The sequence below is a fragment of the Kitasatospora sp. NPDC054939 genome (genome assembly GCF_053610105.1).
In genome coordinates this window covers 1-12,517 of sequence record NZ_JBSGXP010000103.1, presented here as the reverse complement: position 1 = coordinate 12,517, position 12,517 = coordinate 1, and the positions used below count along the sequence as shown (strand labels likewise).

Genomic DNA, 12,517 nt, shown 5'->3' with positions numbered 1-12,517 from the left:
GGGGCCCGCCCCCCCCCCACCGGGGCCCCCCCCCCGCGGCGCCCCCGGGGGGGGCCCCCGGGGGGGGGGGGGGGCGGGCCCCCCCGCCCCCCCCACCACGGCATCAGGCCGCCAGCGCTTCGCGGAGCGTCGAAGGCGTGAGGCCGAAGGTGTCGCGGATGTCGCTGTCGTCCACGAGGAACGGGCGCTCGGACATGTAGCTCATCTCGGCGAACTCCCGCCACAGCGGATCGGTGAAGGACAGCAGCGCGATGTCCCGTTCGGTGAGCGGCTCCAACCGCGGTTCGGGTGCTCCGTGGAGTTCGGCGAGGTCGGTCGCCGCCCGGCGCAGGGTCGTGGTGATGACCGGGGCGTGCCAGGCGCGTCCCCAGGCCCGCTCGTCGCCGCTGACCACCGCCAGCGCCGCCGCGACGTCCTCGGTGTACGAGAACGAGTGCGCCGCGTCGGGATTGCCGTGGACGAGGGCCAGTTCACCCTCGCGGACCCGGGGCGCGACCAGCAGCGTGAACGCCGAGACCGCGCCCGGTCCCAGGTACTGGCCGGCTCGCACCTCGGTGACCCGCAGCCGCCCTTCGTCGTGGGCGTCCTTGGCCTGCCGCCACAGCTCGGCCCTCACCCGGCCCTTGCGGGTGTGCGGGGCCATCGGGGTGCGTTCGGTGACCGGCCCGGTGGTCCGCTGGTAGCCGTAGTGGTTGCCGAGCATCACGTAGTCGGCCCCGGCCCGCTCGGTCGCGGCGAGGATCGAGGTGAACAGCGGCGGCATGGTCTCCGGCCAGGTCTGATAGGCGGTCATGGCGGCGTTGACGACCGTGGTCGCTCCGGCCAGCGCCTCGGCCAGTTCGTCGGTGCGGCCCGCGTCCAGGGCGATCCGTTCGATGCCGGGGTGGTCGGGTCCGCTGCCGCTGCGGGTGATGAGGCGGACCTTCCGGCCGCGGTCGGCCAGTTGCCTTGCGGTCGCGGCCCCGGTCGCGCCCGCCCCGATGACGACTGATGCACCCATGATCGTGTCTCCGTTCACCGTCACAGTGGAACGCTCCCCCGAGGGGGGAACGTGGTTCGCGGAGGGCCCTTCCGCACGACCAACTGTGCCGCGCGGATGCCGAGTAGGTTAGTGGCCAGAAAGCCACGACCTCCAAGGATCCAGCCATGCACCGTGTCGCCGTCCTGGCCGTCCCCGCGGTCAAACCCTTCGACCTGTCCATGCCGTCGACACTGCTCGGCGCCGCCGAACTCGACGGACACCCCTGCTACGAGGTGACGGTGTGCACGGCCGTGCCCGGCACGGTCGCCGCCTCCGGTGGCATCGACGTGGTGATCCGGCACGACCTCCGGGCGGTCGCCGCGGCGGACACGGTGATCGTCCCCTCGACCGCCGGCCGGCACGACGCCGGGCCGGCCGCACTGGACGCCCTGCGGCAGGCGGCTGCGGCAGGCAAGCGCATCGCCTCGATCTGCAGCGGGGCCTTCGTCCTCGCCCAGGCCGGGCTCCTCGACGGCCGTGTCGCCACCACCCACTGGGCCCTGGCCGAGGAACTGCAGCGCGCCTTCCCCGCGGTGCGCGTGGACGCCGACCGGCTGTTCGCCGAGGACGGACCGATCGTCACCGGTGCGGGCTCGGCCGCCGGGATCGACCTGTGCCTGCACCTGATCGGCGCCGACTACGGCGCGGCCGTGGCCAACGCCGCGGCCCGCGCCGCGGTCGTCACCCCCGTCCGCCACGGCGGGCAGGCGCAGTTCGTGCAGACCCCGCTGCCGGCCAGGACCGACTCCCCGTTGGATGCGGCCCGCATCTGGGCACTGCAACACCTGGACCGGCCGATATCCCTGCACGACCTGGCCGGGCGGGCCAGGGTCAGCGTCCGGACCCTGACCCGCCGCTTCAGCACCGAAACCGGCGCGACCCCCTTCCAATGGCTGCTCCAGCAGAGGCTGTTGCGGGCCCGCGAGCTGCTGGAGACCACCGATCTCACCGTCGACCAGGTGGCCCACCGCAGCGGCCTCGGTTCCGGCGAGTCGCTCCGCCAGCACCTGAACCGCCGGATCGGCATGACCCCGGCCGCCTACCGAAGCGCCTTCACGCACCACCCGAACGCACAGACCGACCGAACGCGCAGACCGGCCGACGACCGCACCTGACCCGGGTGGCCGACTCGTGGGGGTTCCGCTCGGTGGCGCCGTGCCCGTACCGCTCCGGCGTCCCCCGGCGGGAGACATCGCCGGCGACCATGCCCGCAGGCTCCGTCCGACGACTGGGCCGAGGATGGAAGGGGGTTCAGCCTGTCGTCCGGTTCCGGGCGTGGTCCGACAGGGTGGTCGCGATGGCGGCGAAGGCCACCGCGTGGCCTCGGGCGTTGGCGTGGACGCGGTCGGCGGCGTAGATGGCCGGGTCGGCGGCGAGGGGGTGGTGGTGGGTGTCGATGTGGACGCCGCCGAGCGAGTGCGTCAGGCCGGCGGTGATCCGGTCGAGTGCGTCGAAGCGGCGGGCCGCGGCACCGGCGTGTTCCGGCGGGACGAGGCCGGAACGGGCGAGGTCGAACAGCCCGATGGTGATGACGAGGGCGCCGCTCCCGGCGAGGGGCGTCAGGAGCGAGGCCAGGTCGGCCCGTAGCGTCTCCGGGTCGAAGCTGCGGAAGGCGTCGTTGCCGCCTGCGCTGACCATCACCACGTCCGGCTCGAACTCCAGCGCAGGAGCGAGCTGCTGGTCCCGGATCGCGCCGAGAAGCAGATGGGGCTCGGCCAGGTTGACCGCGGCGAAGCCGGGTCGGGTGGCGGCGAGGGCGTCGCTGAAACGGTCGGCGAAGGACCGGTCGCGGTAGCCCGGGAGGGGGTCCATCACGCCGGCGGTGACGCTGTCGCCCAACACGGCGAGCCGGTTCCACGGGAGATCGCGGAGCAGTTCGGCGGCGCTGTCCGGGGCGATGCAGTACGGGTCGGACAACTCGGCGGAGAGGTCGGCGGAAAGGTCTGGGGAAAGGTCCGCGGGCAGATCCCGGACGGGGGTCCGGTCCGGCTGGGAGGTCATCGCTGGTCTCCCTCGAGGGTGCGGGCGGCGGCCGGCGCCGGGTCGGCCGAGGTCGCGGCCTGCGGCAGGGGCGGGGTGGTGGTGCGCAGGGCGAGGCCGCCGACGGCCGCCGCCAGGGTGACGGCGGTGGCGAGCCAGTACACGGCGGCGTACGGCTGCGCGCCGGTGCCCGAGACCTCCGCGATGATCACGGCCGTGGCGGCGATGCCGAGGCCGCCGCCGACCTGGCGGGCCGCCATGACCATGCCCGTCCCGGCGGCGAAGTGCTGGGGAGCGACGGAGAAGGCGGCGGCGCTGGAGATGCCGACGGTGGCCATGCCGACGCCGACTCCCATCACCACTCCGGTCGGCAGCCAGAGCGTCCAGAAGTGCGGTTCGGTGTCGATCAGCAGGGCCAGGAGGGCCGTCGAGACGGCGATCAGGGCAGAGCCCGCCGCCACCAGCGTGCGCGGGGCGAGGGCGACGCGGAGCCGGCCGATGCCGATGCCGACCACGGCGGTGACGAGCCCCGCCGGGCTCATCGCGAATCCCGCCTTCAGGGCGGAGTAGTCCCAGGCGCCGGTCAGGAAGAGCACGCCGAGCAGCATCGTGGTGAACAGAGCGGCGCCGTACGCGAGGGAGACGCCGCTCGCGACGGCGAACGTCCGGCTGCGGAAGAGGTCGAGCCGCAGCGCCGGCCGCGGGTGCCGCAGCGCCCGCAGCACGGTCGCCGCGCCCGCGAGCACGGTGACACCGGCGGCGGACAGCACGTACACCGAGGACCAGCCCTGGTCGGGACCCTGCGTCAGGCCGTAGACCGCCGAGCCGACGCAGAGGGCGAGCAGCAGGCCGCCGGCGAGATCGGGCGCCCGGCCGGTGCGGGACTCGCCGGTCACGAGCCGGCGCCCGGCGATCAGCACCCCGACGCCCACCGGCAGGTTGAGGCAGAACAGCGCCCGCCAGTCGAGGACTTCGACCATGACGCCGCCGAGGGCCGGTCCCGCGGCGGCCGCCAGTGCCCCCGCCGCGCTCCACACGCCGATCGCGGCGCGCCTGCGTTCGGCGGGGATCTCCGCGAGGACCAGGCCCAGCGAGGCGGGGACCAGCAGCGCCGCCGCCAGGCCCTGGAGGACGCGGGCGCCGAGCAGGACGGGCAGGCCCGGGGCGAGGGCGATCAGCAGCGAGGACGCGGTGAAAACGGCGACGCCGACCAGGAACAGCCGGGCACGGCCGACCGCGTCGGCCAGCGGTCCGGCCGGGGCGAGCAGGGCGGCGAAGGGGATCACGTAGGCGGTGGCGACCCACGAGACGGCGGTCAGCGAGGCGTCGAACTCGGCGGCGATCGGCGGCACCGCCAGGTTGGTCACGGTGGCGTCGAGGAAGCTCAGGAAGGTGCCCGCACAGGCGAGTAACAGGGCGAGGGAGGCACGGCGGGTGGGGACGGCGGAAGGGGCGGAAGGGGAAGGGGCGGAAGGGGGAGCGGAAGCAGAGGCTGAAGGCGTCATGGCGAGGATTTAAGAGTACGATCGTTCGTTCGTCAATGCCGTACGGTCGTTTGCTAAACTGTCGGGCATGGCAGGACGTGCATCGGCTCAGGCAGCCCTAGAAACCCGGCGATCGGTCCTGCGCGCCGCCGCCGAACTCGCTTCCATGGAGGGCCTGGACAGCGTCACCATCGGACGACTCGCGGACCGGCTGGGGATGAGCAAGGCCGGCGTGATCGGCCAGTTCCGCAGCAAGGAGAAGCTGCAACTGGAGACGGTGGACCTGGTCATGGCGGACTTCCGCACCCGGGTCTGGCAACCGGTGCAACACCTCGACCCGGGGCTGCCACGCCTGCTGGCCACCTGCGCCTCCTGGGTGCGCTACGCCGCCGACCCCGGCTACTCCGGGGGCTGCCTGCTCACCCAGATCACCTACGACTACGACGCCCGCACCGGCCTCGTCCACGACCGGATCGCCGAGGGCCGTGCCCGCTGGCGGGACGCCCTCCGCAGCGACATCGACGACGCCGTCGCCGCCGGGGACCTCCCGCCCGGCACGGACGCGCCCCAGGTCGTGTACGGGCTGGAGTCCCTGGCCGCCGGCATCACCCCGGCCCGGCTCCTCCACGGCGACGACGGAACCGAGAAGTGGGCGCTGCGCGGCATGCACGCGATCCTGGGCATCCCCCCGACGACCTGACCGCGCACGTGCAGGCCTCGTGAGCAGGCCCGCACGTGCGCGGCCCGGCCGGTCCGCCCCGCCTGCTCGCGGTTCCGCCGGCTTCGGCAGCCGTTCCGTCCTCCGGCCGAGAACCCCGAGCGCGGCTCCGACGTGCCGGAACACCGCGACGGTCGGGTGAAGGACCGGCGCTGGCGACCAGGTACCGCACCACCACGGCGAAGGCCACGGCGGTGAAGTGTCGTGCGGTCATGGCCTGCCCAAGGTCGGGTCAGGGCACCGGTTGCGCACCGTACGGGCGATCCCCCGCGGACGGGTGATCCCGCAGTTCCGGAGACGCGGGGCACGGTCGTCGCTGCGCGGTCGGGCCATGCGATGTCGTCGACGGCGAGAAACGGCTCGCCGGCCACGGTGGCGGGGGTCGCCCCGGTGAACGCCACGACGTCCCGATGCAGGTGGGACTGGTCCGCGTAGCCGGTGTCGGCCGCAACCCTCGCCGCACCCTCCCCCGCAACCAGACGATGTGCGGCGTGGTCGAAGCGGACCAGCCGCACGGCGCGCTTGGGCGCAATGCCGAGCTGCGACCGGAACCGGGACCACAGCCGCTTGCGGCTCCATCCGACCTCGGCGGCGAGCCCGTCGACCCGGGTCAGGCCACGGCTGCCGACGATCCGGCGCCAGGCCCAGGCCACCTCCGGGTCCACCGACGGCCCCTGCGCGTACCGGTCGGCGAGCAGCGCGTCCGTCCACGCGAAGCGCTCCTGCCACGACGAGAGCTCGCCGAGCCGGTCGCGGATCCGGGACGCCTCCCGGCCCCACAGGTCCCCCAAGGACACGGCGACACCAGCGAGGTCGGCCGGGCCGGCGCCCAGCACCGCGCGTGCGATCAGTGGGTTAACGCGGCAAGGACCGTGTCCACTACGTCGAGTGTCTCGGTCCCGAGGCTCGCGACCGGGGGCAGCGGCATCCCGCTGCGGGCCACCAGTGTCGCGGTCGTGCGGCGTCACGCTCTCGCTGCGCGATTCGCTCGTGTGGGTGGTCACCGATGACCTCCGTCGATCAGGTGGTCAGCTTGGCGACGGTTGGCTCGGTGTGGTCCGTGCTCGCTGTCGCTCACAACGTGGCTGCGAGGCGGCATGACTGTCTGCGGTGGGTTTGTTGGTGATTCTTGTTCGCTGCGCTGGTCTCGATCCTAAGATCATCCGGGATCGGGGACAGCAAGCTGTCCAACGAAGTGGCACAACTACTGCGGAGGTTGCAATGGCGCTCGCAACTGCACTCTATAACTGCCCCTACTGCGCGGAAGAGATCGAGAAGACGGTCGACCTGTCGGAAGGCGATGAGGAGTACATCGAGGACTGCCAGCTCTGCGCGAAGCCCACTCGCTTCGTGGTCTATGTCCACGGCGACGATTTCATGCTCGACGTGTATGCCAAGAACGAGTGAGCACATCTCTGCTGATCATGATCGTGTGACATCAGCGGCGGGGCAGGGGGACGACGCCTGTGGCGTCGTCCCCCTGCCTTTGATCGGTGACCGAGACGGGCGTACTGAGCTGGCGGCGAAGCCACTGGACTTCGTCGTCCTTGGCGGCCAGGACAGACAGGAGGAGTTGGTGGCGCTCCTTGAGCTGGGTGAGTTCGGTGTGGGTGCGGGCGAGTTTGCCGGACGCGTACGCCCGCCACGAATTCGGCGACGGTGCCCCGCTCGACGGCAGCGTACGAAGCCAGGCGTTCACCGCCCGCGTCGCCCTCGGACCGCCCTCGTCCTCGAACAGGAAGTCGTCATCGAACAGCACCGGCATCCGCTCTGGGATCAACGGCTCGCCATCGAGCCCCCACGCCTGCCAGCCCTCGCTGGAGAAGAAGTGCACCAACACGCGACGGGACGGTAGGCCCGCCATACGACCCTCATCAACTGCTAACCCCACGCCTGATCAACGGGAGTTGAGGAATGCGAGACACGCCAAGAAAGCAGCGACAAACCGGGGACAGACGGACCTGCACGCACTCGACGTGCTCTCCTCGTGCCCACACCGCGCCGCCGGAACCGAGCCCCGGTCCGGCGACCAGGCTCCCCCATTGCCGCCCGAAGCCACCGTCGACGACGGGCGAGCCGGCGCCGAACTCCAGGAGCAGGGTCACGGCCGGATGCGGGACGATCCGAAGCGCCTGCAGGTCACGAACCCCGAACCCCGCCATGGCGACCCCGTCCACCCGGCTCGGCTGCCGCGGGGTCGCGACGTCCCACGCTGCCGCCCCGTGCATGAAAGTCCGCACCCGCCCCATGCTATGCGGCCCGACCCGGGGAACATTCGTCCAATCCGCCGACGGGTGCCGGCGGCAACAGTGGGCCCATGACACTTCCCGACGGCGGACCGTCCGTACCCGGCAGCACCGGGGCCACCGAGAGCTCGACCCTGTCGCTGGACGACGGCGACCTCCACGTGTGCCAGGACGGCCCCCGCACCGCGCCTGCCCTCCTGCTCATCCACGGATCCGCATCCTCGACCCGTTCGTGGAACGCGATGGTTCCGCTGCTCCGCGGATCCCACCGCGTCATCCGGATCGACCTGCTCGGGCACGGCCGGTCCGCCAAACCGGCCGACCGCAGCTACGCGGTCGAGGACCAGGCACGCCGGACGGCCGCGGTCCTGGACCGGCTCGGCGTCGAACGCGCCGTGCTCGTCGGCCACTCCAGTGGCGGCGCCACCGCCACAGCCGTCGCCGAACAGCGGCCCGACCTGGTGACCGCGCTCGCGCTCATCAACACCGGGCCCCGCCTCGACGCCTACATCGCACCGCAATCCTCCGCGATCGACCCCGCGCAGTGGCCGCCGAACGACGAGCAGCTCCGGCAGTTCGCGAGCACGGGCTTCAGCCGACCGGGCTACCGGATCCCGCAGGAACTCCTGGACGACGTGCGCGCGATGACCCACCACAGCCTGACCGCGACGATGTGGGCCACCCGGTCCTACCTGGAGCAGCAGGCGCTCCCGGACCGGCTGGCCAGCCTCGGCAAACCCCTGCTGGTGACCTTCGGCGAGGACGACCGCAGGTGGCAGGCCTCGTCCGCCGCCGACTACCTCGCCGTACCGGGCGCGAGGGTCGAGCTGCTGCCCGGTCTCGGACACTCGCCCCTGCTGGAGGACCCGCCGCAGACCGCCACCCGCCTGCCGGCCTTCGCTGCGGCACACAGGGCAGGGACGGACTGAGCGTACGGAGAGGACGAGGCGCCCCCGCCACCGGGCGGGGGCGCTCTGTTGTGGTCGGGCAACCGGATCTGACGATTCGGGCTACAGGCTCCGGCGGCGGGCGCAATGCTGGGAGCCCACCGACGAGAGGGAACACGATGCAGCTGCGCATGCTGGGGACGACGTCCGAGGACGGGAAATGCCCCACCCTGTACGAGACGGACGAGGGGGACATCGTGGTGCAGGGCTACCGCCTCACCGATCCCGAGGCCCTCGCCCAGCTTCAGAACGTGCTGCCCGGCGAGACGTTCGTCGTTGTTCCGCGTGACCTGCTCGCGCGCTTTGCCCCGAGGGTCTGACCATGCCTCAGTTCATCACCGACGAGCAGTTCGACGGCTTCTTCCACGGGACGGGGTTCGAGCACACCGCGTGGCGGTTGGAGAGTCGTCGTGGCTACGCCTCCGACCGGAAGGGCACCGGCTTCCAGCGCTGGACCCGCGGCGAGGACCCGAAGACCGATCCGGACCGGCCCTGGTGCCGCAATATCCGCCAGCAGGTTGCGGCCGGCAAGCGGATCGAACGTGTGCGCATCGTGGACGACCCGATCACGGACGGACAGGCGTATCTGCTGGCGGTGTCGTGGGCGAACGTCGAGGCGGGCGAGGACATCCGGTACCTGAGCCGCCGGCGCACCGGCACGAGCATCCCCGACCGGGACTTCTGGCTGTTCGACTCCCGCTACCTGCTGGCGCTGCACTTCGACCAGGACGACGACTACCTAGGAGCGGAGTTCATCGACGACGCCGATGCGATCCTGGCGGCGTGCCAGATCCGTGACGCAGCCTGGCACCATGCCGTGCCGCGGGACCGAGCCGCAGCCCTCCTGCCGCCGGCCCGCGGGTGAGCGACTTCCAGCGTGCCCGTGAGGCACTCGGCGCGCGGCTCCAGCAGCTGCGCGCCGACGCCGGCCTCACCGGCCGTGAGCTGGCCACGGCCCTCGACTGGCCCCACTCCAAGATCTCCAAACTTGAGAACGGGAAGCAGACGGCCACCTCGGCCGACCTCGCCGCATGGGCGCAGGCCACCGGGCACCGGGCGCTCGCCGAGTCACTCCAGCACGACCTCGACACCCTCGAAACGCACTACCGGTCGTGGCGACGCCGCCTCGCCAACGGGCACAGCGCCGTACAACTGGAGGCCGGCTCGCAGGAGCGAGGTGCCCGGACCGTGCGGGCCTACGAACCCGTCGTCGTCCCTGGGATCCTCCAAACACCCGACTACGCGCGGCACGTCCTGCTCGCCGGCACCGTACTGCACCAGTCCCCGAGGGACACGGACGCCGCCGTACGGGAGCGCGTGCGCCGACAGGAACTGCTGTACGAGCCCGGCCGCCGGTGGAGCTTCCTGGTCTGGGAGGGCGCCCTACTCGCCAGGATCTGCCCGGCGCCGTGCTCGCCGCGCAGCTCGACCGCCTGTCCGGGCTCATCGGTGTCGACACGGTCTCCCTCGGAATCATCCCGATCGCCGCACCGCTCCCGCTGAGCCTCCGTCATGGGTTCTGGATCCACGATCAGGCTTATGTGACCGTCGAGACGATCAACGCGGCACTGCACCTCGACGACCCGGCCGACGTCGCACTGTACCTCCGCGCCTGGTCGCTGTACGAGCAGGCCGCCGTGTTCGGGGCCGATGCGCAGCGGGTCCTCAGCGGCGCCCGCCGCTCGGTCGGCGCAATCTGAGAAGCACCGGGAAGCGGCCGGCAGAACGCGAGAAACAGCGAGAAACACGGCCCCGTCCACGAGAAACCTGCCCGTACGGTCAGTGGTCCCAGGATGCCCGCAGTTGTCCCTGCCGTTGTCCTGCCGCTGACCGTAGGAGGGTACGTGTCCATCACCGCCGCCGAGCAGGAACTGACGGTCGCCATCGACGGGTTCCTCGACCCGGTGACCGAGCCGATCGAGAGGGCGCTCACCGTCCTGTGGCAGCACCTGCGCGACATGGCGCTGCGGCCGAACTACCGCGAGGCGATGCGGTTGCTGGTCGGCGTCGGCCGTACCGAGGCCGTGGAGTGGCAACTGGACTTCCACGGGCGCCTGGACGTCGAGGTGATCCTCACCGACGGGCGGCGGGTCCGGGTCCGGGCGTGGCGGGGGCAGTGGCAGTCGCCGGCGCAGCGGGTCGCGGCCTTGTACCGGCCTGAGAAGGTGACTGCGGAGGAGAGTCGGGGCGCCGGGTGGGGGGTGCGGAACGTCGAGTCCGGCGACCTGGTCCGACAGGGCCCCGGCTACCTCGTGTTCGGCAGCGAGGAGGCTGCGCAGGCATGGGTGAGCCGCCAGGTCACTCTGGCCGGGTGCGGCGGCTACCGGCCCGCGGACGCCGTGCCGGCCGCAACGGTCCGATGACCGGGCAAGAAGTGGACCGGATGGCCGACCGGCCGCCCGTGGTGGGGCACCAGGCGGCTGCGTGGAGCGCCGGGCCCGCCCCGGCAGCCCCCCAACGGGAGCCCGGCGACGAGTGGGGTGCCCGCGTTCGCTGCGGCAAACGCGTCCCGAAGCAGGCGCCGCGCCGGACCCGCGAGGGCGTCGGCGAGCCGCGCCGGTTCGTCGATGCCGACGTTCCGGGGGCCGTGCCCGGCACTGGGGACGGTCACATCGTCGGGGCCGAACAGCGCCTGCGCCCGAGCCTGACTTCGGCCGGGGCCGCTGCCACCGCCTCGCGCGCGCCGCCGCTCCCGCTCGGCAGGCACCCCGACGTCCGCCACGCCCGCGACGGCAGGCAGTGGCCACGAGCATGCTCCGCAGGCCTGGCCGCCGCGTCCAGGCGTCACGGTGACAGGTGAGTGCGGACGTTGTCACCCGAAGCACCGGCCTCGGCAACGCGATGGGCTGCGCCCCGCCTCGGACCCGCCCGCGCTCTCGCCGACGGGTGACCCCAGGGATCCGGCCGTCCCCCGGAACTTCCTCCCTAAGGTGGGGAGTTACTGCGAGCGGCTCTGGCCGACAGTCGACTCCGGGTGCCCGTGTTCAGGGATCGCCGTCACGTCCGGCGTCAGCGCGTCGAGTGCGAGGTCGAGGGCGTCGAGGAGTGAGGCCTGTTCGGCGGGTGCGTAGAGCATCCGCAGCGCGAGCCCGTCGCTGAGCGCGATGACGGCGTCGGCGGTGGCTGCGGCCCGGGGGCAGCCGGCGCTCTCCAGCCATGCGGCGAGGGCCTGCCGGACGTCGTGGTCGACCCGGTGCCGGATCGCGGCGAGGCCGGGGTGGTGGGCCGCCTGCACGGCGAAGGCGAGCTGCGCGGCGGCCTCGGCGCGGCGTTCCTCGTCCAGCGGGAGCGTGGTGAGGACCAACTCGCGCAACGCCCGGCGCAGCGGGAGGGCGGTGTCCACGAGCGCCATGCGCTCCTCGATGCGCTCACCGGCGAGTTCGGCGGCGAAGACCAGCATCTCCTCCTTGGAGCGGAAGTACTTCTGCACCGCCCCGGCGGAGCGGCCGCTGGCCGCGGCCACGGTGCGCACGCTGACCTGGTCCAGGCCGTGCTCGGCGGCGAGCCGCAGCAGTGCGGCGCCGATCTGTCGGCGCTGCTCGGGCCGGTCGACGGTCTTCGGCACGGGCCACCTTCCTCTTTGAGATACAGTCGTATTCTAAACGACGAAGGGGGAACGACGATGAACGACGACCACAGCAAACCCTCTACGCCCGCGGTGCGGGTCTCGGACGTCGACCGCGACCGGGCCCTCGCCGCCCTGGCCGCGGCGCTGGCCGAAGGCCGGCTCGACGCGCAGGAACACACCGCCCGCTCCCAGGCGGCGCTGCAGGCCCGCACCGCCGACGACCTCGCCGCCCTCACCGCCGACCTGCCCGCCCCCACGCCCACCCGGGCCGAACGGGACCGCAAGGACCTGGCGGAATGGCTCGCGGAGTGGCGCTACTGGCTCGGCGGACTGGTCATCATGTCGGCGGTCTGGGGCACACGCTGCCTGCAGAAGGGAGAACTGACGCACTACTGGCCGGCCGCCCCGCTGGGCGTGTGGGCGGCCGTCCTCATCGCCATCGCGATCTGGCCCCGCCCCGGCGGCAAGGACGGCAGGAACTGACCGCACCCGGCCGAACCACCGGACGGCGAGCGAGCCCGGTGCCCGGCCCGGGTACGGCGATCGCCGTACC

At 72.5% G+C, this 12,517-nt stretch carries 13 protein-coding genes and 3 pseudogenes; 9 read left to right on the top strand and 7 right to left on the bottom strand.

All coding sequences use genetic code 11. From position 1 onward, the window contains the following. Positions 1–103: 103 nt before the first annotated feature. Positions 104–1,000: an NAD-dependent epimerase/dehydratase family protein gene (locus ACWGB8_RS25960; RefSeq protein ID WP_452216003.1), complete on the bottom strand. Its 897-nt coding sequence runs from the start codon at positions 998–1,000 to the stop codon at positions 104–106. Between the two features lie 146 nt (positions 1,001–1,146). Between ACWGB8_RS25960 and ACWGB8_RS25955 the strand changes: the two genes are divergently transcribed. After that, positions 1,147–2,136: a GlxA family transcriptional regulator gene (locus tag ACWGB8_RS25955; RefSeq protein ID WP_452216002.1), complete on the top strand. Its 990-nt coding sequence runs from the start codon at positions 1,147–1,149 to the stop codon at positions 2,134–2,136. A gap of 136 nt (positions 2,137–2,272) precedes the next feature. On the opposite strand, the gene ACWGB8_RS25950 is transcribed toward ACWGB8_RS25955, so the two are convergent. Continuing rightward, the gene (locus tag ACWGB8_RS25950) at positions 2,273–3,022 is read right to left on the bottom strand and encodes an SGNH/GDSL hydrolase family protein (protein WP_452216001.1); all 750 of its coding nucleotides are present in this window, start codon (positions 3,020–3,022) and stop codon (positions 2,273–2,275) included. Beyond that, positions 3,019–4,506: a DHA2 family efflux MFS transporter permease subunit gene (locus tag ACWGB8_RS25945; RefSeq protein ID WP_452216000.1), complete on the bottom strand. Its 1,488-nt coding sequence runs from the start codon at positions 4,504–4,506 to the stop codon at positions 3,019–3,021. The genes ACWGB8_RS25950 and ACWGB8_RS25945 overlap by 4 nt, the downstream gene beginning before the upstream one ends. A gap of 67 nt (positions 4,507–4,573) precedes the next feature. Between ACWGB8_RS25945 and ACWGB8_RS25940 the strand changes: the two genes are divergently transcribed. Continuing rightward, positions 4,574–5,185 (top strand): TetR/AcrR family transcriptional regulator, encoded by a 612-nt coding sequence (locus tag ACWGB8_RS25940; protein WP_452215999.1) that lies wholly within the window; start codon positions 4,574–4,576, stop codon positions 5,183–5,185. A 332-nt stretch (positions 5,186–5,517) separates the two neighbouring features. On the opposite strand, the pseudogene ACWGB8_RS25935 reads toward ACWGB8_RS25940, so the two are convergent. After that, positions 5,518–6,207: pseudogene (locus tag ACWGB8_RS25935) on the bottom strand (helix-turn-helix domain-containing protein); the annotation flags it as partial. A gap of 217 nt (positions 6,208–6,424) precedes the next feature. Between ACWGB8_RS25935 and ACWGB8_RS25930 the strand changes: the two are divergent. Next, positions 6,425–6,610, top strand: coding sequence for a CPXCG motif-containing cysteine-rich protein (locus tag ACWGB8_RS25930; RefSeq protein WP_452215998.1), 186 nt, complete (start codon positions 6,425–6,427; stop codon positions 6,608–6,610). A 31-nt stretch (positions 6,611–6,641) separates the two neighbouring features. On the opposite strand, the gene ACWGB8_RS25925 is transcribed toward ACWGB8_RS25930, so the two are convergent. Both ACWGB8_RS25925 and ACWGB8_RS25920 read right to left on the bottom strand, forming a co-directional pair. After that, positions 6,642–7,043, bottom strand: a complete 402-nt coding sequence (locus tag ACWGB8_RS25925) for a hypothetical protein (protein ID WP_452215997.1) — start codon at positions 7,041–7,043, stop codon at positions 6,642–6,644. Positions 7,044–7,122: 79 nt separating this feature from the next. Beyond that, positions 7,123–7,443, bottom strand: a pseudogene (locus ACWGB8_RS25920) (AraC family transcriptional regulator); the annotation flags it as partial. 77 nt (positions 7,444–7,520) lie between these two features. On the opposite strand from ACWGB8_RS25920, the gene ACWGB8_RS25915 reads away from it, so the two are divergent. The 5 genes and pseudogenes from ACWGB8_RS25915 (at position 7,521) to ACWGB8_RS25895 (ending at position 10,759) form a co-directional block, all read left to right on the top strand. Then, a complete protein-coding gene (locus ACWGB8_RS25915; protein WP_452215996.1) occupies positions 7,521–8,378 on the top strand; it encodes an alpha/beta fold hydrolase in 858 nt (285 codons plus the stop codon). A 137-nt stretch (positions 8,379–8,515) separates the two neighbouring features. Next, entirely contained in the window at positions 8,516–8,716 is a 201-nt protein-coding gene (locus ACWGB8_RS25910) for a hypothetical protein (RefSeq protein WP_452215995.1), read from the top strand. 2 nt (positions 8,717–8,718) lie between these two features. Continuing rightward, entirely contained in the window at positions 8,719–9,261 is a 543-nt protein-coding gene (locus ACWGB8_RS25905; protein ID WP_452215994.1) for a DUF6879 family protein, read from the top strand. Further along, positions 9,258–10,096, top strand: a pseudogene (locus ACWGB8_RS25900) (helix-turn-helix domain-containing protein). The gene ACWGB8_RS25905 and the pseudogene ACWGB8_RS25900 overlap by 4 nt, the downstream one beginning before the upstream one ends. A gap of 144 nt (positions 10,097–10,240) precedes the next feature. After that, on the top strand, positions 10,241–10,759 hold the full coding sequence (locus ACWGB8_RS25895; RefSeq protein ID WP_452215993.1) for a hypothetical protein: 519 nt from the start codon (positions 10,241–10,243) through the stop codon (positions 10,757–10,759). Between the two features lie 575 nt (positions 10,760–11,334). Here the strand turns inward: ACWGB8_RS25895 and ACWGB8_RS25890 are convergent. Then, positions 11,335–11,961 carry a TetR/AcrR family transcriptional regulator gene (locus ACWGB8_RS25890; protein ID WP_452215992.1) on the bottom strand — a complete coding sequence of 209 codons (627 nt, stop codon included), beginning with the start codon at positions 11,959–11,961 and terminating at the stop codon, positions 11,335–11,337. 57 nt (positions 11,962–12,018) lie between these two features. Here ACWGB8_RS25890 and ACWGB8_RS25885 point away from each other — a divergent pair, with 57 nt between their 5' ends. Then, a complete protein-coding gene (locus ACWGB8_RS25885; RefSeq protein ID WP_452215991.1) occupies positions 12,019–12,447 on the top strand; it encodes a DUF1707 SHOCT-like domain-containing protein in 429 nt (142 codons plus the stop codon). The last annotated feature ends 70 nt before the right edge of the window (positions 12,448–12,517 follow it).